At 71.1% G+C, this 26,584-nt stretch carries 26 protein-coding genes and 1 pseudogene; 14 read left to right on the forward strand and 13 right to left on the reverse strand.

Features of this window, described 5'->3' with window-relative positions:
* Positions 1-3: 3 nt before the first annotated feature.
* Positions 4-891 carry an RNA polymerase sigma factor SigJ gene (gene sigJ, locus ABZ656_RS23130; protein ID WP_360270184.1) on the forward strand — a complete coding sequence of 296 codons (888 nt, stop codon included), beginning with the start codon at positions 4-6 and terminating at the stop codon, positions 889-891.
* A 290-nt stretch (positions 892-1,181) separates the two neighbouring features.
* A complete protein-coding gene (locus tag ABZ656_RS23135) occupies positions 1,182-2,030 on the forward strand; it encodes a pentapeptide repeat-containing protein (protein WP_360270186.1) in 849 nt (282 codons plus the stop codon).
* Here ABZ656_RS23135 and ABZ656_RS23140 read toward each other — a convergent pair.
* Complete coding sequence (locus ABZ656_RS23140; RefSeq protein WP_101402497.1) at positions 1,992-3,476, reverse strand: cytochrome P450; 1,485 nt, start codon at positions 3,474-3,476, stop codon at positions 1,992-1,994. The genes ABZ656_RS23135 and ABZ656_RS23140 overlap by 39 nt on opposite strands.
* Positions 3,477-3,598: 122 nt before the next feature.
* On the opposite strand from ABZ656_RS23140, the gene ABZ656_RS23145 reads away from it, so the two are divergent.
* Both ABZ656_RS23145 and ABZ656_RS23150 read left to right on the forward strand, forming a co-directional pair.
* Positions 3,599-4,216, forward strand: coding sequence for a TetR/AcrR family transcriptional regulator (locus ABZ656_RS23145; RefSeq protein ID WP_101402498.1), 618 nt, complete (start codon positions 3,599-3,601; stop codon positions 4,214-4,216).
* A gap of 98 nt (positions 4,217-4,314) precedes the next feature.
* Entirely contained in the window at positions 4,315-5,040 is a 726-nt protein-coding gene (locus ABZ656_RS23150; protein WP_360270211.1) for a DUF2470 domain-containing protein, read from the forward strand.
* On the opposite strand, the gene ABZ656_RS23155 is transcribed toward ABZ656_RS23150, so the two are convergent.
* The 3 genes from ABZ656_RS23155 to ABZ656_RS23165 all read right to left on the reverse strand — a co-directional run bounded on the left by ABZ656_RS23155 (position 5,008) and on the right by ABZ656_RS23165 (position 8,738).
* A complete protein-coding gene (locus ABZ656_RS23155; protein ID WP_180362217.1) occupies positions 5,008-6,237 on the reverse strand; it encodes a lactonase family protein in 1,230 nt (409 codons plus the stop codon). The two genes, ABZ656_RS23150 and ABZ656_RS23155, sit on opposite strands and share 33 nt — an antisense overlap.
* 137 nt (positions 6,238-6,374) lie before the next feature.
* On the reverse strand, positions 6,375-7,415 hold the full coding sequence (locus ABZ656_RS23160; protein ID WP_101402499.1) for a hypothetical protein: 1,041 nt from the start codon (positions 7,413-7,415) through the stop codon (positions 6,375-6,377).
* Between the two features lie 51 nt (positions 7,416-7,466).
* A complete protein-coding gene (locus tag ABZ656_RS23165; RefSeq protein WP_101402500.1) occupies positions 7,467-8,738 on the reverse strand; it encodes an aromatic acid exporter family protein in 1,272 nt (423 codons plus the stop codon).
* 117 nt (positions 8,739-8,855) lie between these two features.
* Between ABZ656_RS23165 and ABZ656_RS23170 the strand changes: the two genes are divergently transcribed.
* Positions 8,856-9,452 carry a TIGR03086 family metal-binding protein gene (locus ABZ656_RS23170; RefSeq protein ID WP_360270189.1) on the forward strand — a complete coding sequence of 199 codons (597 nt, stop codon included), beginning with the start codon at positions 8,856-8,858 and terminating at the stop codon, positions 9,450-9,452.
* 78 nt (positions 9,453-9,530) lie between these two features.
* Here ABZ656_RS23170 and ABZ656_RS23175 read toward each other — a convergent pair whose 3' ends face one another.
* A complete protein-coding gene (locus ABZ656_RS23175; protein WP_360270191.1) occupies positions 9,531-10,157 on the reverse strand; it encodes an ABATE domain-containing protein in 627 nt (208 codons plus the stop codon).
* Between the two features lie 134 nt (positions 10,158-10,291).
* Here ABZ656_RS23175 and ABZ656_RS23180 point away from each other — a divergent pair, with 134 nt between their 5' ends.
* The 5 genes and pseudogenes from ABZ656_RS23180 to ABZ656_RS23200 all read left to right on the forward strand — a co-directional run bounded on the left by ABZ656_RS23180 (position 10,292) and on the right by ABZ656_RS23200 (position 14,270).
* Positions 10,292-11,290 (forward strand): zinc-binding alcohol dehydrogenase family protein, encoded by a 999-nt coding sequence (locus tag ABZ656_RS23180; RefSeq protein WP_360270193.1) that lies wholly within the window; start codon positions 10,292-10,294, stop codon positions 11,288-11,290.
* Between the two features lie 161 nt (positions 11,291-11,451).
* On the forward strand, positions 11,452-12,270 hold the full coding sequence (locus tag ABZ656_RS23185; RefSeq protein ID WP_101403977.1) for a DUF3626 domain-containing protein: 819 nt from the start codon (positions 11,452-11,454) through the stop codon (positions 12,268-12,270).
* 16 nt (positions 12,271-12,286) lie between these two features.
* Positions 12,287-12,577, forward strand: a pseudogene (locus ABZ656_RS23190) (hypothetical protein); the annotation flags it as partial.
* A 268-nt stretch (positions 12,578-12,845) separates the two neighbouring features.
* On the forward strand, positions 12,846-14,066 hold the full coding sequence (locus tag ABZ656_RS23195; protein ID WP_101403978.1) for an RNA-guided endonuclease TnpB family protein: 1,221 nt from the start codon (positions 12,846-12,848) through the stop codon (positions 14,064-14,066).
* 72 nt (positions 14,067-14,138) lie between these two features.
* Positions 14,139-14,270, forward strand: coding sequence for a hypothetical protein (locus ABZ656_RS23200; protein WP_360270195.1), 132 nt, complete (start codon positions 14,139-14,141; stop codon positions 14,268-14,270).
* Between the two features lie 78 nt (positions 14,271-14,348).
* Here the strand turns inward: ABZ656_RS23200 and ABZ656_RS23205 are convergent, their stop codons facing one another.
* The 4 genes from ABZ656_RS23205 to ABZ656_RS23220 are packed head-to-tail and all read right to left on the reverse strand — an operon-like array spanning position 14,349 to position 18,955.
* On the reverse strand, positions 14,349-15,707 hold the full coding sequence (locus tag ABZ656_RS23205; protein ID WP_360270197.1) for a GH1 family beta-glucosidase: 1,359 nt from the start codon (positions 15,705-15,707) through the stop codon (positions 14,349-14,351).
* Positions 15,708-15,736: 29 nt separating this feature from the next.
* Complete coding sequence (locus tag ABZ656_RS23210; RefSeq protein WP_101402505.1) at positions 15,737-16,630, reverse strand: carbohydrate ABC transporter permease; 894 nt, start codon at positions 16,628-16,630, stop codon at positions 15,737-15,739.
* On the reverse strand, positions 16,623-17,624 hold the full coding sequence (locus tag ABZ656_RS23215) for a sugar ABC transporter permease (protein ID WP_101403979.1): 1,002 nt from the start codon (positions 17,622-17,624) through the stop codon (positions 16,623-16,625). Before ABZ656_RS23215 ends, ABZ656_RS23210 begins: the two co-directional genes overlap by 8 nt.
* A 14-nt stretch (positions 17,625-17,638) precedes the next feature.
* A complete protein-coding gene (locus tag ABZ656_RS23220; RefSeq protein WP_360270200.1) occupies positions 17,639-18,955 on the reverse strand; it encodes a sugar ABC transporter substrate-binding protein in 1,317 nt (438 codons plus the stop codon).
* A 169-nt stretch (positions 18,956-19,124) separates the two neighbouring features.
* Between ABZ656_RS23220 and ABZ656_RS23225 the strand changes: the two genes are divergently transcribed.
* Complete coding sequence (locus ABZ656_RS23225) at positions 19,125-20,495, forward strand: ROK family transcriptional regulator (protein WP_360270202.1); 1,371 nt, start codon at positions 19,125-19,127, stop codon at positions 20,493-20,495.
* A 147-nt stretch (positions 20,496-20,642) separates the two neighbouring features.
* Here ABZ656_RS23225 and ABZ656_RS23230 read toward each other — a convergent pair whose 3' ends face one another.
* Both ABZ656_RS23230 and ABZ656_RS23235 read right to left on the reverse strand, forming a co-directional pair.
* On the reverse strand, positions 20,643-21,194 hold the full coding sequence (locus ABZ656_RS23230) for a DUF3455 domain-containing protein (protein ID WP_101402508.1): 552 nt from the start codon (positions 21,192-21,194) through the stop codon (positions 20,643-20,645).
* A 370-nt stretch (positions 21,195-21,564) separates the two neighbouring features.
* Positions 21,565-22,044, reverse strand: coding sequence for a hypothetical protein (locus ABZ656_RS23235; RefSeq protein WP_180362218.1), 480 nt, complete (start codon positions 22,042-22,044; stop codon positions 21,565-21,567).
* Between the two features lie 143 nt (positions 22,045-22,187).
* Between ABZ656_RS23235 and ABZ656_RS23240 the strand changes: the two genes are divergently transcribed.
* Both ABZ656_RS23240 and ABZ656_RS23245 read left to right on the forward strand, forming a co-directional pair.
* Positions 22,188-22,553, forward strand: coding sequence for a MerR family transcriptional regulator (locus tag ABZ656_RS23240; protein WP_101402509.1), 366 nt, complete (start codon positions 22,188-22,190; stop codon positions 22,551-22,553).
* A gap of 214 nt (positions 22,554-22,767) precedes the next feature.
* Complete coding sequence (locus ABZ656_RS23245) at positions 22,768-23,601, forward strand: alpha/beta hydrolase (RefSeq protein WP_360270204.1); 834 nt, start codon at positions 22,768-22,770, stop codon at positions 23,599-23,601.
* Between the two features lie 13 nt (positions 23,602-23,614).
* Here the strand turns inward: ABZ656_RS23245 and ABZ656_RS23250 are convergent, their stop codons facing one another.
* The gene (locus ABZ656_RS23250; RefSeq protein WP_101402511.1) at positions 23,615-24,574 is read right to left on the reverse strand and encodes an SDR family NAD(P)-dependent oxidoreductase; all 960 of its coding nucleotides are present in this window, start codon (positions 24,572-24,574) and stop codon (positions 23,615-23,617) included.
* 494 nt (positions 24,575-25,068) lie between these two features.
* The gene (locus tag ABZ656_RS23255) at positions 25,069-26,106 is read right to left on the reverse strand and encodes a PHP domain-containing protein (protein ID WP_360270207.1); all 1,038 of its coding nucleotides are present in this window, start codon (positions 26,104-26,106) and stop codon (positions 25,069-25,071) included.
* 127 nt (positions 26,107-26,233) lie between these two features.
* Here ABZ656_RS23255 and ABZ656_RS23260 point away from each other — a divergent pair, with 127 nt between their 5' ends.
* Positions 26,234-26,497, forward strand: coding sequence for a hypothetical protein (locus ABZ656_RS23260; protein WP_054233491.1), 264 nt, complete (start codon positions 26,234-26,236; stop codon positions 26,495-26,497).
* Positions 26,498-26,584: the final 87 nt, after the last annotated feature.

The raw sequence follows: 26,584 nt of genomic DNA on the forward strand, positions 1-26,584 counted from the left end.
GCGATGGACGACGACGAACTCCTCGAACACCTAGCGGACCGGTTCCAGGAGCACCGCGGTCGCCTTAGGGCGGTGGCCTACCGGATGCTCGGCTCGCTGAGCGAGGCGGACGACGCGGTCCAGGAGGCGTGGCTGAAGCTCGGCCGCACGGACGCCGGCGAGATCAGGAACCTCGCGGGCTGGCTGACCACGGTGGTCGGCCGGGTCTGCCTGGACATGCTGCGTACGCGTGCCGCGCGCCGCGAGGAGCCGCTGGACACCTATGTCCCCGACCCGCTGGTCAGCCCCCTGGAGCGGATCGACCCCGAGCAGGAGGTGCTGCTCGCCGACTCGGTGGGGCTGGCCCTGCTGGTGGTCCTGGAGACACTGGAACCCGCGGAGCGCCTCGCGTTCGTCCTGCACGACATGTTCGCGGTGCCCTTCGACGACATCGCGCCCGTCGTGGGCCGCTCGTCGGCGGCGACGCGGCAGTTGGCGAGTCGGGCGCGGCGGCGGGTACGGGGCGCTGCCGCGCCGGAGCCCGAGCTCGATCTCGCGCGGCAGAAGCTGGTCCTCGACGCCTTTCTCGCGGCCTCGCGCGCCGGGGACTTCGAGGCGCTGGTGTCCGTCCTCCATCCCGAAGTCGTGCTCCGCGTCGACTCCGGTGCGCTCGTCGGTGGGGCGGCGGTGTCCAAGGTGGTCCACGGTGCGACCGGCGTCGCCCAACAGGCGCTCATGTTCAGACAGTTCGCGGCGTTCTCCCGGCTCGTGCTGGTCAACGGGGCGATCGGCGTCGTCACGGCCCCCGAAGGCCGCCCCCTGTCCGTCATGGGCGTCACCATCACCGACGGCCGCATCGTCGAGATGTACATCCTCGCCGACCCCGAACGCCTGTCCGGCCTAGAGGGCTGAGCCCCCGGTTTCTCGCCCCCGCCGCCCCAACCCGTCCCATCCCTGGAGGCTCCGCCCCCAGACCCCCGGGTGCGTTCTTCGGCTGCGGGTGAGTGGGGGCTGGTCGCGCAGTTCCCCGCGCCCCTGAAGAGGCGCTGTGCGCACCTTTCAGCCCGTCCGGCGTTCGAGGAGGCCGTTCAGGCCGAAGCGGGGGTCTGGGGGCGTCAGCCCCCGGGGACGGGACGGGTAGGGGCGGCGGGGGCGAGAGAACCCCTCACGGAGGGCTCCTGCCGCCTCAGTACGCTGGTGACATGCAAGAAGACAGCGTGACGGCAGTCGATGAACGGCTCCTTGAGTTGCGGGCCGACTGCGGTCGGTGTTTCGGGTTGTGCTGTGTGGCCCTGCCCTTCACCCGCTCGGCGGACTTCGCGATCGACAAGGACGCCGGAAAGCCCTGCCAGAACCTGCGGACGGACTCCCGGTGCGGAATCCACACACAGCTGAGGGAGAAGGGGTTCAACGGGTGCACGGTGTACGACTGTTTCGGCGCCGGCCAGCAGGTCTCCCAGGTCACCTTCGCCGGCCAGGACTGGCGCACAGGCCCGCGGGAACGAGCCCGGCAGATGTTCGACGTGTTCCCGGTCGTCCGTCAGCTTCACGAACTGCTCTGGTACCTGAACGAGGCCCTGGCCCTCCCCCCGGCCCGCCCGATCCACGCCGACATCCGCCGTGCCCTCGCGGAGACGGAGCGGCTGACGAACCAATCCCCCGAGGAGCTGGGGGAGTTGGACGTGAACGCACACCGGCAGCAGGTCAACACCCTCCTGCTGCGGACCAGCGAACTCGTGCGCGCGGGAGTCGGCCGCGGCAAGAAGAAGGAGCGGCGCGGCGCCGACCTCATGGGAGCCCGCCTCAAGGGCGCCGACCTGCGCGGTGCCAACCTGCGCGGCGCCTACCTCATCGCCGCCGATCTCACCGGCGCCGATCTGCGCGGCGCGGACCTGATCGGCGCCGACTTCCGCGACACCGATCTGACGGACGCGGATCTGACCGACGCGTTCTTCCTGACCCAGCCCCAGCTGAACGCGGCCAGGGGCAGTGCCGGGACCAGGCTGCCGCGGTCAGTCACCCGCCCGGGCCACTGGACGGCCGACGAGTGAGGCGGCAGCGGACGCACGGCTGTCGAGGTGCAGCCGCAGCCCCTCCGGCATCAGCGTCAGCCGCTCGGAGACCCGCAGCCGGTAGTCCGGTTCGGGCCGCAGATCGTAGCGGCGCAGCAGCAGCCCCAGGACGAGCGTCGCCTCGTGCAGCGCGAACTGCCGGCCGATGCAGGCCCGAGCCCCGGTGCCGAACGGTTTGAAGGTGTGGGCGGCTCGGGACCGTACGGCCCCCGGGTCGAAGCGGTCCGGGTCGAATTCCTCGGCGTCCGCGCCCCACACCTCGGGGTTGCGGTGCAGCAGCGCCGTCAGTACCAGGGTCCAGGCACCCGTCCGCATCGGGTGGACCCCGCCCAGCACGGTGTCCTCGCGGGCCTCGCGCGCGAAGCCCGGCGCCGTCGGCCACAGTCGTAGCGACTCGTCGAGGACCCGGCGTACGTACCGCAACTTGGCGACCTGGTCGTAGGCGGGCAGGGGAGTGTCGCCCCAGACCCGGTCCACCTCGGCCCGTGCGCGGTCGGCGACGTCCGGGTGCTGGGCGAGGTAGTGCAGGGCGAAGGAGAGCGCGCCCGAGGTCGTCTCGTGGCCGGCGATCAGGAAGGTGATCACCTGGCGGCGGATGTTCTCGGGCGTCAGCCGTTCCCCCGTGTCCGGGTGGGCGGTCTCCAGCATCCGGTCGAGCAGGTCCCCTTCGCCGGAGGAGTGCTGACGGGCGGCCACGACGGCGTCGACCGTCTGGTTCAGGTACGCCATGTGTGCCTCGTTGCGCCGGGTGGCCTCGCGCAGCAGGACCGGGGCCAGCGGCGCGGGGAGCACGTTGAGGCGCTGCGCGTAGGTCAGGGTGCCGACCATCGCGGTGACGAAGGGGTGCGGCCTGGAGCGCTCGAAGGAGCCGAAGTCGTGGCCGAAGCCGGTGCGGGCGATCGTCTCCAGCGTCAGTTTCGTCATGTCGCCGGGTACGTCCACCGCCCGGCCCGCCGCGCGTTCCCCGTCCCAGCGGTCCATCAGCCGCTGGGTCACGGCGAGCATCATCGGGTGGTAGCCCTCCATCGCCTCACGGCTGAAGCCCGGGGCGAGGACGTCGTGGGCCAGCTGCCAGTTCGGTTCGTGGTTGTACGCCGTGAACAGTCCGTCCCCGGCGACCGGCCGGAGGTTGGCGACTCCGAGGCCGACGTGCTTGGCGAACCGTGTCTCGTCCGCCAGCTCGGCCGCGAGCTCGGCGCCCCACACGAAGACGATCTCCTTGCCGAAGCCCTTGCGCCGGAAGATCGGCCCGAGCCTGCGCCCGAATCGCATCGAGTCCTGCACCGGAGAGCGGACGTTCGCGCCGATCACATCCCCGACGAGGGGGAGCCGGTAGGGCGGGCGGGGGATGCGGTGCAGCTCGGGCCAGCCCAGCTCCGCGCTCCGGAACCCTTTGGGCAGTACGGCCCCTGTCGTCTCCGCCATGACGCGATCTCCCTAGTGCCTGCGGCACGTCGACGCTGCTGTCCTGACCATGTTGTACGCGGGTTCAATAGTGGTTTTCAGTGTGATCCCGTTGTTGAACCGACGTCAAGTAAGGTGCGGCCATGATGGGCAAACAGGGGGAGCGAGGAGAGCGGACACGCCGTCGGCTCAGTACCGAGGAGCGCAGGGAGCAGCTGCTGTCCGTCGGGGCGCGGCTGTTCTCGGAGAGCCCGTACGACGAGGTGTGGATCGAGCAGGTCGCCGAGATCGCCGGGGTCTCGCGGGGCCTCCTGTACCACTACTTCCCCACCAAACGGGACTTCTTCGCGGCCGTCGTGGAGCGCGAGAGCGAGCGGATGCTGCGGCTGACGGCCGCGGTGCCCGGCATTCCCGTCCGCGAGCAGCTGAGCGCCGGACTCGACACCTTCCTGGCGTACGTCGAGGCCCACGCGCACGGCTTCCGCGCCTTCCACCGCGCCGACGCGGCCGGTGACCAGGCCGTGCGCAGGGTCTATCAGCGGGCGCTGGCCGCGCAGGAGCAGCAGATCCTGGCGGCGCTCGACGCGGACCCCGACGTCCCCGGGGGGATCGAGGACCGGCCCGAGCTGCGGATCGCCGTCCGTGGCTGGCTCGCCTTCACCACGGCCGTGTGTCTGGAGTGGCTCAGGGGGGCGGAGCTGACCCGGGAGCAGCTGCGGGATCTGTGCGCGCGGGCGCTGCTGGGCGCCATCACGCCGTAACTCGTGCGAGGGACGAAGGTGTGGCGTGGTTGGCGTACCCCCGGATCTCCGATAGGTTAGGCAAGGCTTACCTAAGGGAGGTTGGGATGGGTGACCGCATGGGTGACCGTCATACCTGGACGGCCGCGCCCGCCGCTGCCGAGCGCGCCCGCTCGGTGCTCGCCGCGGCCTGGTCCTGCGCGGTGACCGCGGAAGGCGGCAGGGAGGAACTCGTCGGCGCGCACACCGTCACCACGGACGGCCGGGTTCTCCTGCATGTGCCGGACGACAGCACGCTGACGGCCGCGGCGGTCTGTGGGCCGCGCGCAGAGCCCTCCGCCGTCCTGGAGTTCGCGGACGTCGCGCCCGTGCCGGTGCGCAACCGGATCCGCGCCCGGCTCTGGATGGCCGGCCGGTTCGTCCCGGCGGACGGGCATCTGGGGTTCCAGCCCTCGCGTGTGGTGCTGCGCGAGGCGTCCGGCGCGCTCGTGGTGGACCTCGACGAGTTCGCGGACGCCGTCCCCGATCCGCTCGCGACGGCCGAGGCGAGCCTGCTCACCCACCTGGCCGACGCACACCCCGACGCCGTCGAGCGGCTGACCCGCCTCGTCGAGCCCGAGAGCCTGCACGGCGCGGTCCGCGTCCAGCCGCTCGCCGTCGACCGGCACGGACTGGCACTGCGGGTCGAACGGGCGCGCGGCTACGGTGACGTACGCCTGTCGTTCCACTCGCCCGCCGACGACGTCTCACAGCTCACCGAGCGGATGCATGTGCTGCTCACGCAGGCGAGTTCCGCATCCTGCCCCCGCGCGCTACAGCGGCAGCGCACAGACGGCGACGGGTGAGGCGAAGGGCTCGCCCGCGAGCCGGAGTTCACCGCTTGCGCCCTCGACGTGGAAGACGCTGACCGTGCTCGAGCGCTGGTTCGCCGTGAACAGCAGCCGTTCGTCCGGCGAGAAGGCGAGCTGGCGCGGGAAGTCGCCGCCGACCGGCACGGTGTCCAGGAGCCTCAACCGGGCACCGGCCGCCTCGACGGCGTACCGCGTCAGGCTGTTGTGGCCGCGGTTGGCGAGATAGGCGTACGACCCGTTCGACGTCACCAGGATCTGCGCCGGGTAGTTCGTGCCCGTGCCCGTGCCGGTGGACTGCGGGTCGCCCGGGGTGAGCCGTCCGCTCGCCGGGTCGTACGCGCAGACCACGACCGTGTTGTCGACCTCGTTGGCGAGATAGGCGAAACGGCCGTCGGGGTGGAAGGTGAGATGGCGTGGCCCCGCGCCCGGCCGGGTGTGCGCCTGGGAGATCTCGGTGAGCGTTCCCTTCGACTGGTCCAGGCGGTAGGTGTAGACCGTGTCGGTGCCCAGGTCGACGGCGAGGACATGCCCGCCGTCCGGACTGGTCACGAACTGGTGCGCGTGTGGGCCGTCTTGGCCGGGGCCCGGTGCCGGACTGGAGTGCGTGACCAGGTCGGTGCGTTCGCCGAGTGCACCCGAGGCTTCGACGGGGTGCACGGCCACGCTGCCCGAGGTGTAGTTGGCGCTCAGCAGCCACCGTCCGCTCGGATGCACGGAGAGGTGGCAGGGGCCCGCGCCGCCGGTGCTCCGGGTGCCCAGTACCCGGTTGTCGGCGAGCCGTACGGCCGTCACGGCGCCTTCCGGCCGCTCGTCGACGGCGTACAGCGTGTGGCCCTTGGGATGTGTGGCGAGGTACGACGGGTCGCCGATGCCGGTGAGCGTGCCGGTGGCCGTGACGGCACCTGTCGCCGGGTCGTACGTGGCCAGGCCGATCCCCTTTCCACCGCCCTCGACCGAGGTGTACGTGCCCAGGAACATCCGGCGGACGGTGGGGGAGGAAGAGGTCGGCCCGGGGGCCGAGGTGGCGGGGGAGCCCCCGGCGGGTTGGGTCGTGGTGGCAGCGGGGCGGGTGCGTGGCGCGGCCGGTGCCGGCACCGTCGTCACCGCGGTGATCCCCGCCAGCGCCCCGAGGAACCGGCGCCTGCCCCAGCCGCCGCCAGCGTCCCGCGCCGGATCCGCGCCACTGTTCATACCTGCACCTCGGGTGTCGGTTGCCTCGGTCGTCACAGCCACCTTGGCGTGCGACACCCGAGAAGTGCAAGAACGACAACGCTTGTTGCACCCTGCGCAATGGCGGAGAGGGTTGCCCGGCGACCGGGTGAGGCCGCCTACCAGTCACCGTCCCCGACCGGTTTGCCCGGCGCGTCGCCGAGCTGTTCCACCTGATGGGGCGAGGGCTCCTGCCAGGGCTCGTGGTCGTCGCCGAGCCACTCGCCGACCGGCCGCACCGAGCTCAGCGTGTCGGTGGGGGCGACGTCCTGGGCCGCGTCGTCGTAGTACTCGAACCAGGGCAGCCCGGCCTTTGTGTACGCAGCGCGGTCGACGGGGGACGGCGGGGGAGCCTCGCCCGTGATGCGGCGCCACTCGGGAGGCGTCACGAGATGCACGAACACCCGGCCGGCGGGCTCCCTGGCCCAGGCGCCGCGCGATCGCTCGTCCGCGTAGACCTCCTGGCGCATCGAGCCTCCGACGCCGAGTCCCATGGCCGGGGCGCTCCTCGGGCGGCCCGCGGAGGCGGGCGCGGCGGCCATGGCGGCGCCGGGAGCAGGCGGGGCGGCGCCATAGGCGGACACGCTCTTCACCGACCTCGTGCTCACGGTCCGGCGGCGCTCCAGCTCACGCCACTTCGCGAGCTCCGCGTCATTCAGCCGGAAGGACTGCAGCTGCAGGCCGCCCCACACCTCCTCGCCGGTGACCTGGCCCTCGACCGTGGCGCCGAGCCCCAGCGGCACGGCCACGAACTGGCGGACCGTGCCCTTCCCGGAGTTGATGCCGTCGAGCCAGGGCTGGCGGGGGAGCACCACGTAGTTCTGCGGGTCCTGGGCGAGCAGGGAGCTCCACGGCCTGCCCGAGACCGCGCACACCTTGCCCACGCCGACCTGGAGCGCGGCCGGCTCCGTCGAGCCCGCGAAGCTCAGCCACATAGCCTCGCGCAGATACACCGGCAGCATCACACCGCCGCGCGCACGCCACTCGGCGGGCACGGTGTCCGCGTGGTCCTCGACGCGGCGCACAGGGAACTCGCCGAGCCCCGGTGGCAGTTCGTGCGTACCCGTCTCGGGCAGGCGCAGCGTCCGCATGAAACGGACCCGCACCCCGCCCGGCAGACGCAGTGTGTTCCCGTCGATCCGCACAGCGTCGTCGGCCATCCGTCCGCTCCCCCCGTCGTCGGCCCCGTCCCCGATACGGAACGGCTGTCCTCAGAGAGAACGACCGGAGACGGGGGGACGGTTCCGGTCCGAGCGCGGCTGTCGCGGCCCGCGGGGCATCCGAAGGCGCTGCCTCAGTCGGATGAGGTGGTGACGGCGCTCGCGCTCTTCGCGGGTGCCGCGGTCGAGTTCCTCCATGAGCCGCCGTGAGCGGTGCTCCGTGTCCAGCTCGTCCAGGATGCGGTTGACCTCGGTGAGGACGGCGCCGTGCAGCTGCCACTGCCGGGCGTCCCGCTGCACCTCGTCGAGCAGCAGCTGGGCCAGCTTGTCGCGGGTCGCCGTGGCTGTGGACAGCTCCGCGGCGAGCCGGGCCTCGGCCGACTCGGCGTTCTGACTGATGTCCGTGGTCACCAGGACCGCGAAGCTCACCACGGCGTCGCCCACTTCGGACAGCAGCTGCTCCAGCGTCGCTCCCACCTGCGGCTCGAACAGCGGCTCGGGATCGCGCTCCTTGGCGAGGTCCGTGAGGGTGCGGGCGAGTACCCGCAGCACCACCGTGCAGATCTCCAGCGTGTCCAGGCCGGTGCGCAGCACGATCCGGTGCAGCAGGCCCTCCCGTACGCGCGGATTGAGCTTGAGGCTGTCCTCGGCCTGCCTGAGCGCCGCGTCGACCTGGACGATGTCGTGGTCCAGGCGGCGCGCCTCGTGCAGCCGGGCGGTCGCGTGCTCGACGGGGGTGCGGCCGGCCGCCTCCTCGCCCATGCGCAGCATCAACTGGCGTACCCGGCGCGCCAGATCCTCGATGGACTCGCCGGCCGCACCCACCCACACCGGGGGAGCGAAGAGCAGATTGCAGCCGAGTCCGACCACCGCGCCGATCAGGGTCTCCAGCACCCTGGCCCAGGCCGTGTCCCCGACCCTGGTCACGCCGAGCACGAGCATGGCGCTGATCGCCACCTCGGGCACGAACTCGCTGACCCGGACGAGATGGCCGACGGCCAGCGAGGCGAGGATGAGCAGGGCCAGACTCCACCACGTCAGACCCACGAGAACGCTGAAGGCGATGGCGACGACGACACCCGCCACCACGGAGTTCACCCGGCGGATGCCGGTGGTGAGGGTGGCGTAGAGCGTGACCTGCACGACCAGGAGCGCGGTGAGCGGGGCGGTGAGCGGCGCGGGCTCCGGACTGAGCCGCAGCGCGATCACGTACGCGACGGTCGCGGCCCCCGCCGACCGCACCGACTGGACGACCACGGGTTCCTCGTGCCACTTCCTGAGCTGTGCGCCTGCCACGGCCCACGCACCACGTACGTCTCGCATCCTTTGCCATTTCCCTTTTCGCAGGCGTACCGAACGTGCTGATTGAGGACCGTAACTGTCCGCAAGGGAGCCTAGTTTGTTCTCATCGGCCGGAAGGCACCCAGGAGAGGACCAGGAATGCGTGATCTTGCGGGCTTCGAACTGCTGACCAGGGCACATGTCTACCTGAGTGAGGTGGCCGCCGCCGTACCGGAGCGGGCGTGGGGGGCGCCGACGCCGTGCAGCGAGTGGACGGTGCGCCAGGTCCTCAACCACGCGCGACTGGATCAGCAGGCGTACGGCGCCGCGATCACCGGCGCCGACCGGCCCGACTCCGACCCCTTCCGGCCCGCCGACGCGCTGGACTCCGACGCGCAGACGGCGCTGGAGAAGGTGCTGCGGGGCGTGGCGGACGCCTACGCACAGCTGCCGGCCGACTCCCCGGAGGTCGCGACCCCCCTCGGACCGCTGCCGTTCCCGCTGGCCGCCGCCGCTGCCGCCATGGACGCCGCCGTGCACGCCTGGGACATCGCCGTCGCCACCGGCCAGGACGCACCGCTGGAGGAGGAGCTGGCGGAGGGGATCAGGTTCGCGGCGGACCGGCTCGCCGATCATCTGCGCGACTCGTACGGGGTGTTCGCCGCCGCCCGCGAGGTGCCGGCGACCGCCGGCCGGGCGGAGGCGCTGCTCGCCTTCCTCAGCCGGGACGCGTACTGGACGCCCGCCGTGGCCTGACCTGTGGAACGCGAGGCGGCGGACACCACGGCGTGGTCAACCGGCCGACGCCACGGGCGCGGACGGCGCGGCCCACCGTCACCGGCTGGAGCCGGTGCGGCTGCGGGACCGGTAGCCGGCCACCTTCGCGAGGTTGCCGCAGCGGTCCATGGAGCACCAGCGGCGCCGACGGGCCTGGGAGTCGTCCAGGAAGAGCAGCGAGCACTCGGGGTTCTCGCACTCCTTGACCCTGGCAAGGAGCGGACCGCCGACCAGCAGGACTGCGTCCCGGGCCACGGTCGCGAGGGCCGCGGGTCCGGGATGCCCGGCCGTCCAGCGCAGGGGCTGCCGGGGGCCCGCGCCGTCGTGCCGCGGCTCGGCGAGTTGAGGGGCGAGGTCGGGGCGGGCCGCCGCCTCGTTGGCCCGCGCGACATCGGCCGGGTCGGGTGCCTCCCCGGCCATCGCGGCGCGTACGAGCCGGTAGAGCGCCTCGCGCAGGGTGCGGGCGTGGGCGAGATCGCCCTCGGTGACGTGCACCGGTGTGTCGTCGGCCCCGGCGCTCAGGCCCGCGTCGGCGATCCAGCGGGCGAGGGCGTCGGGGTCGGGGAGCCGCTCCAGGGGGGTGGCGTGCCGCTTCCCGAGCGTGGCCACGAAGTTCAGACAGGGGCGTCCGCCGATGAAGGGGAACGGCGAGGCGGGCTCGGGGACGGCGGGAGCGGAGGGCATGGTCAGAGTCTAGCGCCTTGACACCGGTTGAAGCGGTGTCGCATGGTGACACCACTTCAACCGGTGTCACTGCTCTCGTGGATCTCCTCCGATTCCGCGGTGCTCCGGTGCGTCCACCAGGAAGCAGGTGCGGTATGCGTGCGGTGCGGATCGACGAGTTCGGCGGACCCGAGGTGCTGGTGCCGGTGGAGGTCCCCGACCCGGTCGCGGGCCCCGGCCAGGTGTTGCTGCGGGTCGTGGCGGCGGGGGTGAACCGGGCGGACGCGCTGGTCCGTGCCGGGCGGTACCACCGGGCCGGACGGCCGCCGCTGATCCCGGGCGTGGAGGCGGCCGGAGTCGTCGCCGCGGTGGGGGAGGGGGTGACCGACATCGAGGTCGGACAGCGCGTCATAGCCCTGGACGGGGTGAACGCACCCGGTTTCTACGCCGAGTTGGCCGTCGTGCCCGCCCAGCAGGTCACGGTCGTGCCGGACGGTCTGGAGCTGACGGAGGCCGCCGCCCTGCCTGTCGCCTGGCTCTCCGCCTGGTATTGCCTGCGCCATCTGGCGAAGGTGACCAAGGACGACACCGTGGTGGTGAAGGCCGCCGCGAGCGGGGTGGGCAGTGCGGCCGTCCAGATCGCCGCCGGGGCCGGCGCCCGTGTCGTCGCGCTCGCGGGTTCACCCGACAAGACCGCCTGGGCCGCCGGATTCGGCGCCCACGACACCCTCGACACCTCCGCGCACCCGGGCGACGCGGAGGTCGAGGAGGTGCTGCGGCTGACCGGCGGGCGCGGTGCGGACGTCGTCCTCGACACCGTCGGCGGCCCCGCCTTCGGACGGAGTCTGCGCGAGGTCGGGCACGGCGGGCGGGTGGTCGCCCTCGCCAACGTCGCCCTGGAGCCGAGCACGATCGACACCCGCGACTTCTATCCGAAGAACGCCGCCGTCCTCGGCTTCCAGCTCACCAATCTGCAGATCCACGGCTACGACCCCCGCGAGGACCTGCGCGAGCTGGCCAGGCGGGTCGCGGCGGGTACGTACCACGTGCCGGTCGAGACGGTGGTCCCGCTGGACCAGGCGCGCGCGGCCCACGAACGTCTGGAGCGGCGTGACAACCGGGGCAAGATCGTGCTGGCCGTTCAGGAGAAATGAGTTGCGGATGTTCCGCCCGACGAGTGATCTCCAAGGGTCCCGGAGTGGGGCGAAGACGTGCGGAAACGGGGCGGGGGAGGGGTCGAGTGGACTTCAGGGACGGCCGCACACCCCAGGAGCGGGCGCTGCGCCATGTCGCGGCTCTCTCCCGCGGCCCGGCGATGGACCCGGCGCTGCGCATCACCCTGAACTTCCACCCCGACCGGCTGGTGGGAGGGCTGCCGATCCTGGAGGTGCTGGCCCGGGACGGCGCGTACGTCTCGCAGTTCGTCACCGGCACGAGCAACGGCGGGCTCACCGCACATCCCGGCGGCGACCGCTGGCGCTGGGAGAGCCGGATCTTCGGCGCGGTGTACGACGCCGAACCCGCGCACGAGCGACCCGTGTACGGCGGACTGAACTTCCGGCGCCAGCTCGTCGGGGCGGCGCCCCGCTTCGGCTCCTCGCACTTCCGGCTGACCGGTGCGGCCCTGCGACGGGCCACCTTCTGCTATCCCGACAGCGCGGCCGAGCCGTCCGCGTTCGGGGTCGCCGCCGGGATGTCCCTGATCGAGCTGGCCGAGGCGGACGAGCAGGACGCGCTCGACGACTACATCGAGGCGCAGGTGCACGGCCCCGTCGACCTGGCGAGGGACATGGAGGCCCTGGTCCTGGACGCGAGCTACCGTGGCACGGCCGTCGAGCAGGCGGCCCGGCGGCTCCCGTGCCCCGTGGAGTGGCACCCCGGCTACCGGCTCCCGGTCGAGGAACTGCGGCGCCACCCGGACTTCCGCGGCCCGCAGTTCGTCGCGCTCGGCGTCCGGATCGCCGAGGACGGCCGGCTCGACCCCCGGATCATCGGGGACGCCGCCCGTACCGGCCGCCACGAACTCCAGGACCTGAAGAGGGTCTGGCACTGCCTCGCGCGCTTCGGCGCCCCTCAGGGAGCGGGCACGGCCGCGGGCGGCCACACTCCCGGGGTCAGTACGCCCAGCGCGTAGGCACGCGCGACCAGTTCCCGCGACCGACCCCGGCCACGCCGCCCTGACGGTCTCCTCGCTGGAGGCCCCGGCCCGCTCCGGCCTGGGCACGTACACCGGAGTCGGCTCCGGCCATCTGCACCCGGTCAAGTCCGGCGACACCGTCCTCGCCCGCGTCCAGCCCTGCCGGGAGGCCTTCCGGATCGACGCCTGCGCGCCGGTCGTGATGGTCGCGGCGGGCACCGGACTCGGCCCGTTCCGCGGCGCCGTCGCCGACCGCCGCGCCCGGCTGGCCTCGGGAACCGAACTACCGCCCGCCGTCTGCTACCGGGATTCATTCGCAGTGCATCGGCCTTCAGGCCGGTGGTGAAGCGAATCTGATGGTTGTGGCGCGGAGCGTCACGGATGCTGTCCTGCGGAGCATGAGAGCGTGGGCGTCACCACGGCCGACGCGGAGCGTCACGGGGCCCGATCCGGCGAAGTCGGGCAACGCCTCCTCCTGCGTTCGGCCTGTTCCGCTCCCCGGTTCAAGAGGGGTATCGACCGTTCATATGTTCCCTCTGGTGGTGGTGGGCGCTCGTTCGTACGATCACCGCATGCAGCTTCGGTACGCCTTCAGGGTGTACCCGGACACCGGCCAGCAGACCGCGTTGGCGAAGGCGTTCGGGTGCGCCCGTGTCGTGTTCAACGACGCGGTCCGCGCCCGTGAGGACGCCCGCAAGGCCGAACAGCCGTTCCCGAAGGCCGGGGAGCTGTCCACGCGCCTGATCACCCAGGCCAAGCGGACAGCGGGGCGGTCCTGGCTGGCCGAGGTCTCCGCGGTGGTGCTCCAGCAGTCCCTGCGGGACGCCGAGACCGCGTACCGCAATTTCTTCGCCTCCCTGGGCGGCACCCGCAAGGGCCCCAGGACCGGCCCGCCCCGTTTCAAGTCCCGCAAGGACGCACGGCAGTCGATCCGGTTCACCGCCAACGCCCGCTGGAACATCACAGGCGGCCGTCTGAACCTGCCGAAGATCGGTGCGGTGAAGGTGAAGTGGTCCCGCACGCTGCCCACTACCCCCTCCTCCGTCACCGTCATCAAGGACGCGGCCGGGCGGTACTTCGCCTCCTTCGTCATCGACACCGACCCCGCCGCCGACCAGGCACGGATGCCCGAAACCGACCGCACCATCGGCATCGATCTCGGCCTCACTCACTTCGCGGTCCTGTCCGACGGCACGAAAATCGACTCCCCGCGGTTCCTGCGCCGGGCGGAGAAGAAACTGAAGAAGGCCCAGCGGGAGCTGTCCCGTAAGCAGAAGGGATCCAGGAACCGGGCCAAGGCCCGCCTGAAGGTCGCTCGTGCCCACGCCAAGGTGGCCGACGCACGCCGTGAGTTCCACCACCAGCTCTCCACGAAGCTGATCTTCGAGAACCAAGGGATCGGTGTGGAGGACCTGTCGGTGGCGGGACTGGCCCGTACGAAGCTGGCCAAGTCCGTGCACGACGCCGGATGGTCGGCGTTCCTCAGCATGCTGGAGTACAAGGCCGCCCGGTACGGGCGGAGGCTGGTCAGGATCGGCCGGTTCGAGCCGACCTCCCAGACCTGCTCGACCTGCGGGGTCAAGGACGGCCCCAAGCCCCTGTACGTGCGGGAATGGACGTGTAGTGCCTGCGGCACCGTCCACGACCGGGACCACAATGCCGCGATCAACGTGAAGACGGCCGCCGGACTGGCGGTATCGGCCTGCGGAGCGCCGGTAAGACCAGGAGCAATCCCGGCACAGCGCGAAGAAACAGGAAGCCACGGAATCCCGCCCGAACCCCGTGCCGCGTAGCGGCACAGCAACGGACGAGAAGGCCAGAATCCTCGGGCTTCAGCCCGAGGAGCAAGTCAACTCTACCTGATCATGCTCATCGAGACCGTGCCCCGCGCCGTGGGCGACGACCATGCCGCCTGGACCCGCGAGGCGGTGGCTCCGCAGCTCGTGGCGGCCCTGGACCACATCGGCCGGCATGAAGCCGGCAGGTCGAAGGGGTGACCTCGTCCCTCGCCTTCGGCTGGACGCGTGCTCCGTTCGAGGGAACACGCGCGTCCAGCGCGAAGGCAGCGACGTACGTCAGGCCGCGCTGCGCCTGCGCTCCCCGTGGGCCCGGATGATGTCCGCGTACCGGTGCCCGCTCCCCTTCACCGTGCGCCGCTGCGTCTCGTAGTCGACGTGCACGAGGCCGAAGCGCTTGTCGTAGCCGTAGGCCCACTCGAAGTTGTCCAGCAGCGACCAGGCGAAGTATCCGGCGAGGGGGACGCCCTTGCCGGCCGCCGCGGCACAGGCGGCGAGGTGCTGCTCCAGATACCGCGTGCGCTCGGGGTCCTCGACGGTGCCGTCGGGGCGGACGACGTCGGGATAGGCGGAGCCGTTCTCGGTGACGTACAGCTTGCGGGCGCCGTAGTCGTCGGTGAGGCGCAGCAGCAGGCGCTCGATGCCGGAGGCGTCGACCTCCCAGTCCATGCCGGTGCGGGGAACGCCCAGACGGCGCACCGTGCGCACGCGCGGCGCGGGGCCGGAGGGGTCGTCGGCGACGGAGGACGGGAAGTAGTAGTTGAGGCCCAGCCAGTCCAGGGGCTGCGCGATGGTCTCCAAGTCACCCGGCAGCTCCGGGAGTTCGACGCCGTAGACCTCACGCATGTCCGCAGGGAACCCGCGGCCGTGCACCGGGTCCAGCCACCAGCGGTTGGTGTGTCCGTCCAGTCGGCGGGCCGCCGCGACGTCCTCGGGGCGGTCGGTGGCGGCCTCGATGCTGGAGAGGTTGTTGACGATGCCCACCTGGGCGTCCGGTGCCGCGGCGCGGATGGCCTGTACGGCCAGGCCATGGCCCAGGAGCAGGTGGTACGAGGCGGGGACCGCGACCGCCAGATCCGCGAGGCCGGGAGCCATCCGGCCCTCCAGGTGGCCGATCCAGGCCGAGCACAGCGGCTCGTTCAGCGTCGTCCAGTGCTGGACGCGGTCACCCAGACGCTCCGCGACGACCGACGCGTAAGAGGCGAAGTGGTGTGCCGTGTCGCGGGCCGGCCACCCGCCGCGGTCCTGGAGCACCTGCGGCAGGTCCCAGTGGTAGAGGGTGACCGAGGGGATGATGCCCGCCTCCAGCAGGGCGTCGGTCAACTGGTCGTAGAAGTCGAGCCCCTTCGCGTTGACCGGGCCGTCGCCGCCCGGCACCACCCGGGGCCAGGCGATGGACAACCGGTAGGCGTTGGTGCCCAGTTGGCGCATGAGCGCGATGTCCTCGCGCCAGCGGTGGTAGTGGTCGCAGGCGATGTCACCGTGGTCGCCGTTGTCGATCTTGCCCGGGGTGTGCGAGAACGTGTCCCAGATGGACGGCGAGCGGCCGTCCTCGGCGACGGCTCCCTCGATCTGGTAGGCCGACGTGGCCGTGCCCCACAGGAAGTCCTCGGGGAGTGCGGCAAGGTCGATGGTCACGGAAGTCCCTTCAGGGGATGAGGAGTCGGTCACTTGACGGCTCCTGCCGTCAGGCCGGCGACGAGGTAGCGCTGGAGCAGCAGGAACCCGGCGACCACCGGGACACTCACCACGAGCGAGGCGGCCATGATCTGGTTCCAGTACACGTTGTTGAGCGTGGAGTAGCCCTGGAGCCCGACGGCGAGCGTGCGCGTGGTGTCGTTGGTCATCACCGACGCGAACAGCACCTCGCCCCAGGCGGTCATGAAGGCGTAGACCGCGACGGCGACGATGCCGGGGATCGCGGCGGGCACGACCACCCGCAGCAGCGCGCCGAGCGGCCCGCAGCCGTCCACCAGCGCCGCCTCGTCCAGATCGCGCGGCACCGAGTCGAAGTACCCGATCAGCATCCAGATCGAGAACGGCAGGGAGAAGGTGAGATACGTGAGGATCAGGCCGCCGCGCGAGCCGAACAGCGCGATGCCCGTGGCGTTGCCGATGTTGACGTAGAGAAGGAAGAGCGGGAGGAGGAAGAGGATGCCGGGGAACATCTGCGTCGACAGTACGGTCACCGTGAAGACGCGCTTGCCGCGGAAGCTGTAGCGGCTCACCGCGTAGGCCGCGAAGACGGCGATCACCACCGAGCAGACCGTCGCCGCGCCCGCCACGATCAGCGAGTTCACGAAGTACCTCGCCAGCGGGACCGTCGACCAGATGTCGATGTACGGGCGGATCGTCAGCCCGCTCGGCAGCCAGCGGAACTTCCCGGAGACGTCCGCGAGCGGCTTCAGCGAGCTGGAGACCATGACGTAGACCGGTACCAGGACGAAGCCGGTGAGCAGGGTGAGGAAGATCCTGCGGGACCAGAGGAAGGATCGCGGGGGAGCCATCGGCGAGCGGGGCGCCTTCGAGGCGCCGGACGCCGTCTGCGCGGTGCTAGACATCGGCCGTCTTCCTTCCTCGGGAGGTCAGCAGCAGGTAGACGCCCGTCACGACGAGCAGGAAGAGCAGCAGCAGGACCGACATCGCGGATCCCGTGCCGAAGTTCCAGGTGACGAACGACGCCTGGTAGATGTGCACCGAGATGAGGTCCGCGGCCTCCGGGGCGGTCCTGCCGAACAGGACGAACGGCGTGTTGAAGTCGTTGAACGTCCACAGGAACAGCACCAGCACCAGCACCTGGTTGACCGGCCGCAGTGACGGCAGGGTGATGCGCCGCAGCTGCTGCCACAGACCGGCACCGTCGAGGGCCGCGGCCTCGTACAGCTCCCCGGGGATGTTCTGCAGACCGGCCATGACGATGAGGAACGCGAACGGCCAGCCCTTCCACACCGACACGGTGAGCAGGGCGTAGAAGCTGTTGTCGCCGATGAGCCAGAAGGACGGCTTGTCGGTGAGGTGCAGCTGGTCGTGCAGGACGTGGTTCACCAGGCCGTTGTCGTGCTGGAACATGAACACCCAGGTGATGACCGCCGCGTACACGGGCAGCGCGTACGGGACGAGGAAGAGCGCCCGCAGTAGACCGCGGCCGCGGAAGGTGTCCTGCATGTAGATCGCGGCCGCCGTGCCGATCAGCCAGCACAGGCCCACCGACAGCAGGGTGAAACCGACGGTGACGAGGAACGAGTGCAGCAGCGCCTTGCCGACGGGCGCGCTGAAGTCCACCGACACCTTGTAGTTGTCGAAGCCGGACCAGGGCGCGGTGCCCCAGTCGCGGATGTAGAACTGGGTGAGCTCCTTGAAGCTCATGAAGATGCCGATCACCATCGGCACCAGGTGGACCAGGAGTTCGAGGAGCAGGGCGGGCAGGAGCAGCAGATAGGGCAGTGCGATGCGCCGGACCCGCCCGGGGCGGCGCGGCCCGCGCGCCGCCCCGGGGGAGTCCTTGGGCACCGCCCGTTCGCCGGAATCGGCGGAGGCGGCGGTCGTGGTGGTCATGAGGGAGTCCGCGCTCACTTCGCCGGCATCTGCTGCTGGGCCTTCTCGAGCTCCGCCTTCACCGAATCCGTGGTCACCGCGCGTCCGGCGGCCGCGTCCGCGAACAGCGCCTTGATGGCCGTACCGACCGCCGTCTCGAACTGGGACTCGTCGGCGACCTGCGGAAGCGCGGCGGCGCTCTTGGCCAGGGTGCCCTTGAGGACCGCGTTCGCGGGGGTGTTGAAGGTGGCGTCCGTCTGGGCCGTTTTCACCGGCGGGATCGAGCTGTACGCCGTGTTGAGGACCTTCTGCTCGGCGTCGCTCGTCATGAACTTCACGAACTTGGTGGCGCCGTCGAGGTTGTGGGTGTTCTTGAAGACGGCCAGGTTGATGCCCGCGACCATCGAGTTGACGTTGGTGCCGGTTCCCGGGGTGCCGGACTGCACGGGGACCGGGGCGATGCCGTACGCGTCGTCACTCATGCCCTGGGACTTGAGATTGGCGGACGCCGACTGCCACAGCAGCATCGCGTTCTTGCCCTTGGCGAAGTCGCTCACGGACTGGTTCTGCGCGTACTCGGCGTTGCCGGGCGCGATGATCTTGTCCTTGGCCATCAGGTCGACGTACTGCTTGACCGCCGCGACCGTGCCGTCCGAGGTGAAGTCCGGCTTGCCGTCGGCGGTGAAGAAGTCGTCGCCGTGCTGCTTGGCGAAGACGAAGGCGTGGTGGATGTTCTCCGAGGGGTTCGAACCCTCGGCCCCCAGGCCCCACTTGCCGCCCTTGGACAGCTTCTTGCCGTCGGCGACCAGCTCGTCCCAGGTGACCGGCGGCTTCGACAGCCCCGCGTCGGCGAACATCTTCTTGTTGTAGTAGAGCGCGTACGCCATCGAGTACAGCGGGACCGCGGCCGGGTCCTTGCCCTGCGCGCCCGTCGAGCCGAGCGCCGAGTCGACGAAGCGGTCCTTGCCGCCGATCTTGGCGAAGTTGCTCGCGTCCCACGGCAGCAGCGCGCCGGTGGCCTGCAGAGAGGCGCTCCAGGTGTTGCCTATGTTCAGGACGTCGGGGCCCTGACCCGACGTGGTCGCGGTGAGAATCCGGTTCAGCAGGTCCGACCAGGGGACGACCTCCACCTTCACCTTGATCCCGGACTGCTTCTCGAACTTGTCGAGTTCGGGCTGGAGGACCTTCTTGTCGACCTCGATGCTGGCGCCCTGGTTGGAGGCCCAGTAAGTGAGCGTCTTCGGAGAGTCGTTGGACCCACCGCCCGTCGACGAGCCGCCACCACAGGCGGTCACGGCGGTCAGCAGGGAGACGGTGACCGCACCGGCGGCCGCGGCTCGGATTCTGCGCATGGCTGCGTATGTCCCTTTCCCGGAGGGAGAGCCACGAAGGGCGCCCGCGTTCATTTCCTGAACGACCCTCATGGCTTAATTTAGGACGTGAGTTAAGACCCGGAAGAAAGTCGCGTCAAGGGATCGCGCAGGGGTATCTTGCAGGTCGGGCAGGCCGGAGGGGATTCACATGACGGTGCGGAACGGGCGGACAGTGCGTGACCTGCGACGCGGCAATCGCACCGCTGTGCTGCAACGGTTGTATTTCGACGGCCCCATGAGCCGCTTCGAGCTGGGGCCGGCCACCGGACTGAGTTCCGGTTCCGTCAGCAACGTGGTCGCGGAACTCGTCGCGGACGGTCTGGTGGAGGAGGCCGGAAGCGTCGACTCCGACGGCGGCCGCCCGCGTACGTTGCTGCGGGTCGTACCCGGCAGCGGCCACATGATCGGCGTCGACGTCGGCGAAACCCGCGTCCGTGTCGAGCTCTTCGACCTGACCCTCACCGAACTCGCGCGCACCGAGAGGCCGTTGGAGCGGCAGAGGTACGGGGGTGACTGGGCGTCGGAGGGCGAGGGGGAGGGGCCGTCTCTGGATGGCGGACCGTCGTCGAAGCGTCGGGAATACGACGTCGATGTCATCGTCGGGCACATCCGGGACGGCATCGCCGAGGTGCTGGACGAGGCGGGCATCGCCCCCGAGCGGCTGCTCGGCGTCGGTATCGGCGTTCCGGGAATCGTCGCCCGGACGCCCGAGGCGGGTGCGGTGGTGCACGGTCAGACGATCGGCTGGGACGCCGTCCCGCTGGAGTCCCTGCTCCGCTCGGCCTGCCAACTCCCCGACACCGTCCCGTACTTCGCGGACAACGGCGCCCGGACCCTGGGGCAGGCCGAGATGTGGTTCGGCGCCGGACGCGGCGCGCGCAACGCGGTCGTCGTCCTCTTCGGCTCGGGCGTCGGCGCCTGTCTGGTCACCGAGGACGTGGAGCACGGCCGCTCGGTGGAGTGGGGCCATCTGACGGTACGGGTCAGGGGGCGCCGCTGCCGGTGCGGAGCCCGGGGCTGCCTGGAGGCGTACGCGGGCGCGGAGGCGCTCCTCGACCGCTGGCGCGAGGAGGGCGGACGCCCGCCGGAGGGCACCGACGAGGAGACCGCGCTCACCGCGATGCTCACCGCGGCCTATCCGGACGAGGAGGGCGTCGAGCCCGACCCCGTGGCGCTCGCCGTCCTGGAGGAGACCGCCGAGTACCTGGGCGCGGGCCTGTCCGACCTGATCAACCTCTTCCAGCCCGAGCGGATCCTGATCGGCGGCTGGGCGGGCCTCCAGCTCGGAACCCGCTTCCTGCCCGCCGTCCGCCGGTACGCGGCCTCGTACGCCCTGCGCTACCCGGCCGAGCGCGTCTCCATCGACCTCGGCCGGCTCGGCCCGGACGCGGTCACCGTCGGCGCCGCGATCCTGCCGCTCGCCGACTTCTTCGCGCGGGGCGGCCGACGCGCCGAGCCGGTGAGCGAGGGCCCCTCCCCGGCCTGGCGCACCGCCCTGGAGGAGCGCGCCCCGCACTGACCCACAGCCGGGGTTCACGAAGTCCGTTCCCGCAACGGGGGGCTCAGAAGTTCGCCCGGGCCGTCCGTCCCGGCTCTTGGTGTCGAGCGGTAGGGCAGGGGTCCTTTGAGATCGTCCGGAGGACCCCTGCCGTCGCTCCTTACCGCGTCACTTGGCGGGCTTGTAGAAGGCGTAGGTGGCGGAGTAGCGGACGCTGATCTGGTCGGTGCCGGTGCAGGCGGTGGTGGGGGCGACACCGCCGTGGGTGTTGAGGCGCTGGATGTAGGAGACGCCGGCGAAGACCCCGGTGCCGCGAGTGGCGGTGGACTGCAGGAGAAGCTCGGGGATGGTGCCGGTCTTGGGGGAGTTGGCGATGGCGGTGGCGTTGACGGCGCTGCCGTCCACCGTGGACACCCAGACGGGGCCGCGGGAGTGGAGGGCGACGGGGCGGTGGGAGCGGTCGTTCTTGGCCCACAGGGTGGCGGCGGGTTCCAGCAGTTTCCAGGTGCCGTCGGTGCAGGTGTAGGTCTGGACGCCTTCGGCGGAGAAGACGCCGGAGAGCCGGTTGCCGTCCGGGACCTTCAGCGCGGCGGGAGCGTCGACGCCGGTGCGGGCGGGCTGTGAGGTCGCGGCCTGGCCGACCGTCGCGCCGAAGAGCGTGCCGGCGGTCACTGCGGCGAGAGCTGTCGTGGTGAGGATGAGACGTTTGGCGAGCTTCATCGGGTTTGTCTCCAGAACGTTTTCTGAACGAGGTCGCGGGTGTGGACGCGGACGCCGTGCGTGTCCCGGTGTCGGAACAGCATGGTCCGCCGGGATGGTCCGCCGGGCTTGCGAGGTCCGGTAAAAGGTCATGGCACTCGACCCCGCGCTCTGCCGTGAGGATCGAGAGCGAGAACGAGCGGCACCGCGGTGGCCGCGCAGGCTGTCGTCGGTGCGCACACGGCTAGGCCCTGTTCTTCAGCGGATCATCACGCCGCATGAGTAGGGAGTATCGCCGTACGGGTTCCGGCTCGACGAGGGACTATCGGGCACGCGGACGGGCACGCCGCCGCGTACTTGGGGCGTCGGTGCATGTGCCTCAAGACGGGCGTCACTGGCCCTCCGCGGGGAGCGGATGGCCAACGGCCGGGCCGGCTCCGGTGCTCAACAGGTTCGTGTCCCGGTTTCGCCACCACGGCACAAGCTGGACGAGACCGAACATCACCTCGACGCCGAAGAACAGCCAAAGCAGCCGCGTGGCACCGTGGGCCAGCGCGTACGCCTGCCACGCCGCGAACAGCGTGCGCGCGATGCCGTCGAGCAGTCCGTGCACGGGCAGCGGCCGGACGATGCGCAGGACGGCCCAGACCACCACGACCGAGCCCATCAGATTCGCGTACAGGGTCTGCACCGGGTCGAGTTCGGGCAGGGCACCCAGCCCGAGCGCGTTGCCCGACGACGACAGCGCATCGTGCACCAGCGCGTACGTCCACGGCGTCGCGAAGCCCGCGGTGACGACGAGGTCGTACCAGGCGCTTGCCCGTACGGCGCGAAGATAGGCGGGGCGTTCGGGGGCGAGGGTCCGGATCACGATGAGGCTCCAACTGGTCTTGGGGCGGCGACGCCTCACGGTAAACAGTGGAGTACGGTCCAAGGTCAAGCCCAGGGGTCAAGCCCAGGGGTCAAGCCCAGGGGTCAAGCCCAGGGGTCAAGCGCACCACCCGCTGGAGGGACATGCGTATCGGAGAGCTGGCCGCGCAGGCGGGCATGAGCAGAGACACCATTCGGTTCTACGAGAAGGTCGGCCTCGTCACGGGGCGGCGGCTGGCCAACGGCTATCGCGACTTCCCGCCCGAGGCGGTGCCCTGGCTGCACTACGTCCGCACCGCGCAGACGCTCGGATTCTCTCTGGCGGAGATCGCGCGGCACGGCGAGGAACTGCGGGAGGCGCCGGACTCCGCGGAGGCGCTGTCTGTGCTGTTCGAGCAGAAGATCGAGGTCATTGACGACCGCATGGCCGAACTCGCCGTCCTGCGGGCCGAACTCGCCGCGCGTGTCGACACCGGGTGTCCGTTGCGGGCGGTCGGCCGACCGAGCTGACCACGAGGTCGGGGGCCTCGCGGGCTGCCCGGTAACTGTGCGACCGGGGCCGGGCGTTGTGTCATCTCGTCGGCGAAGTCCGGCACGGGGTCGGGGCGGGACTCTGATGAGCGCGGCCCGGCATGACCTCGGAGGTAATCGACCCCGCCCCGGCCCTCCGGAACCATGAAGGACGTACCCACTCGTCCCGCCACCGGATTCCGGGAGGTTTCCCATGCCGTACTTCGAGAGCCCCGTCGATGGCACCCGACTGCACTTCGTCGACTACGGACCCGCCACCGGGCAGGTCATCGTGTTCGTCAACAGCGCCTACTTCGGTACGGAGATGTGGGAGTACCAGATGCTGCCGCTCGCCGCGGAGGGCTACCGGTGCGTCGGCTTCGACCGGCGTGGCCACGGCCGGTCCGACGACGTGTGGGGCGGGTTCGACCTCGACAGCCTGGCCGACGACGTCGACGGGCTGCTGCGCCACCTCGACCTGTCCGGGGTGACACTCGTCGGGCACTCCATCGGGACCGCGGAAGTCGTACGTTGTCTGACCCGGCACGGCGTCGAGCGGGTGGCGAGGATGGCACTCGTCGCGGGCATGGCGCCCGGCGCCGTCCGGTCCGCGGACCATCCGGAGGGCATCGACCCGGGCGTCGTCGAGGCCGGCAACGAGGTCTTCCGCCGCGACCGGGCCGCCTTCTTCGTGGACGGAGCCCACTCGTTCTTCGCCCTCGGCCTCCCCGGGAACGAACTCTCCCCGGCCTATGTGCAGTCCATGATCAACCGCTGCCACGGAGCCACCGCGCGCGGCGGGGCGGCGTTGGGAGACCTCGCGGCCACCCTGAACGTCGCCCCCGAGCTGCCCAAGCTCGACCTGCCCGCGCTGGTCGTCCACGGCACCCACGACACGTCGGCGCCGCTGGAGCTGACCGGCCGCCGGGCGGCCGAACTGCTCCCCAACGGCACACTCAAGGTCTACGAGCACGGGGGCCACGGCCTCTTCGCCACGCACGCCGAACGGCTCCTCGCGGATCTGCGGGAGTTCATGGCCCGCGACTGACACCCCGGGCACGTCACGCGAACGCGTTCACCCCGGCCAGCTCCGCCGACAGCGTCCACAGCCGCTCGGCCTGCTCGGGGTCGATCGCGTAGTCGCGTACGCCGGTCCGCTCGCCGTCCGCCGGAGCGACCTCGGCGATGTCGCAGTCCTCGCAGTACACCCCGCCCAGGCCGGCCAACTGGGGTGAGGTCGCGGCCCACACCTGGGTCGCCGCACCTTCCTGGGGCGACTTGAAGCCGGACGGGTTCAGCGGGTTGCCGTCCTCGTCGATCCAGCCGCGCTCCACCATCTCCTCCTTGGCGAGGTGGCGCTGCAGCGGGGTGAGGATGCCGCCGGGGTGGAGGGCGAAGGCCCGGACGCCGGACTCCCGGCCGAGCCGGTCGAGGTGGACGGCGAACAGGACGTTCGCGGTCTTCGCCTGTCCGTACGCCTCCCACTTGTCGTAGCCGGTGCGCCAGTGCACGTCGTCCCAGCGGATCCCCGAGTTGTGGTGAGCGCCCGAGGAGACGGAGACGATCCGCGCGCCGCCCGGCTCGATCGCGGGCCACAGACGGTTCACGAGCGCGAAGTGGCCGAGGTGGTTGGTGGCGAACTGGGCCTCCCAGCCGGGACCGACGCGGGTCTCCGGGCAGGCCATGATCCCGGCGTTGTCGATGACGATGTCGATGGTGCGGCCGGAGGCGAGGAAGCGTTCGGCGAAGGCGCGGACACTGTCGAGGTCGCCGAGGTCGAGCTCGTCCACCTCGACCCCGACGATGCCCTCCACCGCCTCCCGTGCCACGTCCGGGCGGCGCGCCGGAACGACGACGCGGGCGCCCGCCTTGCTGAGCGCGCGGGTGGTCTCCAGACCGAGCCCCGAGTACCCGCCGGTGACGATCGCGAGCTTCCCGGTCAGGTCGATGCCCTGGAGGACGTCGTCGGCGGTGCTGTGGGCGCCGAAGCCCGAGCCGATCTTGTGCTGTGCAGTGGTCATGTTCCGACGCTACGGATTCGAGAGCACTCGAAGTCAAGCGGAGGCCGCCGCCCACGACGGGTGCAGCAGCGCGGGGCGGGGCAGCATCGCAGGCCGGGGCGGCAGTGCACGGCGGGGGCCGGGCAGGGCGCCGGACATGAAAAGACCCCGACCGGACGGGGGAATCTCGGTCGGGGTCGTCTGTGGTGGGCACCGATGGCGGTCACCTCTCGGCGAGAGGCTCCACAGGGCTTCAGCCGAACGATCGTCCCTGTGGGCAAAAGGTGAGGCCCGAGGACACTGTCCCATCCGCACCCACGGTTGGTTTAACGGGGAACTACCGATGGGTGTTCCCACGTGACCAGGGCGGGCGCGGTGATCCGCGTCACCCGGAGGGGGCAAGGGGGGCGGACGGTTCTCGGGTCGCCGTACGCCTCACGTCTCGGCTCGCCGTACGACTTCATACGTCCGAGGGGTCGGGCGCGGGTTTGTTCTCGCTCCCCAGCGTACGCCCGTCAGGTGCTGGTGACACGGGTCGGCGCCGTCCGCGACCGGGTCCAGGCCAGCAGTTCGTCCTCGCTCCAGGTGGTGATCACGCGCTCGGCGGGCACCCCGCACTCCTCGGCCCGCGCGCAGCCGTGGATCTGCCAGTCGAGCTGGCCGGGGGCGTGCGCGTCGGTGTCGATCGAGAAGAGCACGCCCGCGTCGAGCGCCCGGCGCAGAAGCGGGCGCGGTGGGTCGAGCCGTTCCGGGCGGCAATTGATCTCGACGGCGGTACCGGCCTCCGCGCAGGCGGCGAAGACCGCGTCCGCGTCGAACTCCGACTCGGGCCGCCGCCGCTCGGTGAGCAGCCGGCCCGTGCAGTGACCGAGCACGTCCGCGAGCGGATTGCGTACGGCGGTGACCATACGGCGGGTCATCGACCTGGCGTCCATGCGCAGCTTGGAGTGCACCGACACCACCACGACGTCCAGCGACTCCAGCAACTCCGGCTCCTGGTCGAGCGATCCGCCGTCGAGGATGTCGCACTCGATGCCGGTGAGCAGCCGGAAGGGGGCCCACCGGCGGTTGAGCTCCGCCACCACCGCCAACTGCTCGCGCAGCCGCTCGGGGGACAGGCCCCGCGCCACGGTCAGCCGTGGCGAGTGGTCCGTGAGCACTGCCCACTCGTGCCCGAGACGCGCGGCGGTCCGGCCCATCTTCTCGATCGGGCTGCCGCCGTCCGACCAGTCGGAGTGCAGATGGCAGTCGCCGCGCAGCAGCGCCCGCAGGCGTTCGCCGCCCTCGGCGAGGGGGCCCGCGGCCTGCTGTTCCAGCGTCTCGAGATAGCCGGGCGGCTGACCGGCCACCGCCTCGCGCACGACCTGCGCCGTCTTCGGCCCGATGCCCTTCAGCGACTCCAGGGTCCCGGCGGCGACACGCCTGTCGACCTCCCCGGCGGGCATCGCGGCCAGCACGGCCTCCGCGGTGCGGAAGGCCCGTACGCGATAGGTGGGGGCCTGGGTGCGCTCCAGCAGGAACGCGATCCGGTCCAGGGCCTCGAAGGGGTCCATCGGCATCACCTTCCGTGAGCTCCCCACCCCTTTCAAGCCCTTCAAGCCTTGCCCAGCCGCCGTCGGCCCGCACGCCGGAGTGCCACTCACCTCGGCCCCCTCGCGGGAATCGATCTACGCTCTAGGCATGACCGAAATCTCGAGCCCCCACATCTCCTACCCGCGGGTCATGGTGCTCGGGGTGCAGCCGTGCGACCCGCCGTTTCGGATCGTGGAGATCGACGGGGAAATGGTCGGCGAGGCGAAGTCGATCACCGATGTCCTGACGTTCGCCGGCTCCCAAGGGATCCACATCCACGATCTCGACGACCCGGACGTGGTGCGCTGGGTGGGCGGCGACAAGTTCACCTGGGCGCCGCGCCAGGGGCGGTCCGGCGGGTCGGGGCGCTAGGTCCTGTCGTCAAATTCCCGTCGTCCGCCCGGAGGGCGGGCCCTGCGGCGTCAGGTGCGTGCTCTCGGCGTGCCGGGCACAGGCCCT

Source organism: Streptomyces sp. NPDC007095 (genome assembly GCF_040634475.1).
In the GTDB taxonomy this organism is placed as follows: domain Bacteria; phylum Actinomycetota; class Actinomycetes; order Streptomycetales; family Streptomycetaceae; genus Streptomyces.